Origin of the sequence: Streptomyces sp. NPDC057654 (assembly GCF_042800135.1) — a bacterium.
In the GTDB taxonomy this organism is placed as follows: Bacteria; Actinomycetota; Actinomycetes; order Streptomycetales; family Streptomycetaceae; genus Streptomyces.
Genome location: NZ_JBHVHQ010001156.1, coordinates 1 through 2,153 on the forward strand (window position 1 = coordinate 1; position 2,153 = coordinate 2,153).

Below are 2,153 nucleotides of genomic sequence, written 5' to 3' on the forward strand. Positions count from 1 at the left end.
CCGTTACCACTGTTCGCCGGGGGGCCAGCGGGTCCCGCGAGCGGCGAACTTCTCCAGCGCCGGCACGTCCGTATCGGTGACGGGGGCGGCGCTCGCAGGGAGCGGTTTTCCGCCATGGGGGATGTCGCGCGGTCCGCGGCGGGGCCGTCGTCGCGCGTGCCGGGGGCCGCTGCCGTACGGGTCCTACGCATCGCGGTCCGCCTTCCGCCGGGCCGCCCGATGGCGGCTGGGGGTGTTCTAACGGCGCGCGGACCGCCGCGTCAAGACTTTGTCAGAACATTCTGACTGCCGGTCCGTACGGGCGTACGCGGGGAGGTGGGCGCAGCCGCGCGTTCACGGCCGTACGAGCAGCTGGAACTCGAAGGCGTAGCGCGAGGCCCGGTAGACGTGCGAGCCGAACTCGACCGCCCGCCCCGTGTCGTCGAAGGTCGTACGCTCCATCGTCAGCAGCGGCGCACCCGCCGGCTCGCCCATCCGCTCCCCCTCCTCGGCGGTGGCGGCGCGGGCCCCGACCGACTGCCGGGCGCTGTGCAGCGTGATGCCGGCAGCGCGCATGAGGCGGTAGAGGCCGGTCGCCTCCAGTGCGGCGTCATCGAGATCGAGCAGCCCGGCGGGCAGGTGGTTGCGCAGATGGGCCATGGGCTCGCCGTGCGCGAGGCGCAGCCGCTCGACGAGGACGACCTCCGTGCCCTCGGGGACGCCGAGGGCCGCCGCGACCTCCGCGGTGGCGCGCTCGGTGGTGTGGCGCAGGACGCGGGTCGCGGGCCGCTGGCCCGCCGCTTCGAGGTCGTCGTAGAGGCTGCTCAGCTCCAGGGGGCGCTTGACCTGGCTGTGCACGACCTGGGTGCCGACGCCGCGGCGGCGGACGAGGAGGCCCTTGTCGACCAGGGACTGGATGGCCTGCCGGACGGTGGGCCGGGACAGGCCGAGCCGCTGCGCCAGTTCGATCTCGTTGCCGAGCAGGCTGCCAGGCGCCAGCTCGCCGTGTTCGATCGCCGCTTCGAGCTGCTGGGAGAGCTGGAAGTAGAGCGGCACCGGGCTGCTGCGGTCCACGCTGAACTGGAGGGGTCGGTCCTTCGCCACGCGGGGAGCCTAGCCGGATGAACTGATGACGGGAAGTCCTGAGGTCTGATTGTCCGGACAAATGGGTCGGGTGATCCTGGGGGGATCCTGGGTGGTCCTAGGCGGTCTCGGGCGGTCCCCGGCGATCCCCGGCGATCCTCCTGGATGATCCGATGCCTTGGGGCGGCGGCGGAGCGGGGTGTCTAATGATCGCGTCCGCGGCCGCCCGGCCCGGACGGGGCGACCCGGAAGGACTGGCTCGATGAACGGCATAAAAAGGCGCGCGGTGCGCCTCGCCGTCGTGGGCGCGCTCGGCGCGATCCTCGCGGTGGCGCTCCCCACCGCCCCGGCGTTCGCCAAGGGCGGCACCGAGATCCGGATATCCCAGCACATGGTGCGGGTGGGGCATATGTTCGGAGTCCGCGTCAGCGGCTCGGAGAGCGGCGGGCGCGGCCGGTATCTGCGGGCCTGTGTGCAGGGGCGCTCCGGCTACCACGGGCGCTGGCGGAACGTGAAGTGCGGCAGGGTCACCGCGCACCGGTCCCGCGTCGACGCCCGGCTCACGGGGCGGCACCGCGGGACCTTCCAGTTCCGGGGCGTGCTCTACGTCCTGTCCGGACCGCACGACAGGCACCCGAAGGCGGCCTCCGCCTCGGCCCCGCAGACCGTGCGCGTGCACTGACCGTACGGGCCTCTCGGGGACGGCTCCGCGACTGTCACTTCATCCAATCGTCCCGGAACTTGGCGAACGTGCCGTCGTGGACGGCCAGATGGACCCACTGGTCGATGTAGTGCTCAGCGCCCGGCCGACAGGTCGTCGACCAGCTTCGCCCACGTCGTGGCCACGAACTTGGGTTTGGCATCGAGGCGGTTGAACGGCGCGTAGTCGCCCGTGGTGCAGACGCGCAGGACACCGCGCCTCGGACCGGGCATCAGGCCGGGCTTCGGGCCGGGCTTCGGGCCGGGCTTCGGGCCGGGCTTCGGGCCGGGCTTCGGGCCGGGCTTCGGGCCGGGCTTCGGGCCGCGCCCGCCGCGGTCGCGGCGAGTGCGGCGGCGGAAGGACGTGTCGCGTACGGGTCAGGGGACCGTGC

Annotated in this window: 3 protein-coding genes; 1 reads left to right on the plus strand and 2 read right to left on the minus strand. The window is 73.1% G+C overall.

The genetic code is table 11. From position 1 onward, the window contains the following. Positions 1-333: 333 nt before the first annotated feature. On the minus strand, positions 334-1,053 hold the full coding sequence (locus tag ACFU99_RS41510) for a GntR family transcriptional regulator (protein WP_384403359.1): 720 nt from the start codon (positions 1,051-1,053) through the stop codon (positions 334-336). Positions 1,054-1,324: 271 nt separating this feature from the next. On the opposite strand from ACFU99_RS41510, the gene ACFU99_RS41515 reads away from it, so the two are divergent. Beyond that, positions 1,325-1,744 carry a hypothetical protein gene (locus ACFU99_RS41515; protein ID WP_384403354.1) on the plus strand — a complete coding sequence of 140 codons (420 nt, stop codon included), beginning with the start codon at positions 1,325-1,327 and terminating at the stop codon, positions 1,742-1,744. A gap of 113 nt (positions 1,745-1,857) precedes the next feature. Here the strand turns inward: ACFU99_RS41515 and ACFU99_RS41520 are convergent, their stop codons facing one another. Next, the gene (locus ACFU99_RS41520) at positions 1,858-1,995 is read right to left on the minus strand and encodes a hypothetical protein (protein WP_384403357.1); all 138 of its coding nucleotides are present in this window, start codon (positions 1,993-1,995) and stop codon (positions 1,858-1,860) included. Positions 1,996-2,153: the final 158 nt, after the last annotated feature.

Coding starts and splice junctions, on each gene's coding strand:
- ACFU99_RS41520 (WP_384403357.1), bottom strand. CDS start 1,995: ATGCCCGGTCCGAGGCGCGGTGTCCTGCGCGTCTGCACCACGGGCGAC.
- ACFU99_RS41515 (WP_384403354.1), top strand. CDS start 1,325: ATGAACGGCATAAAAAGGCGCGCGGTGCGCCTCGCCGTCGTGGGCGCG.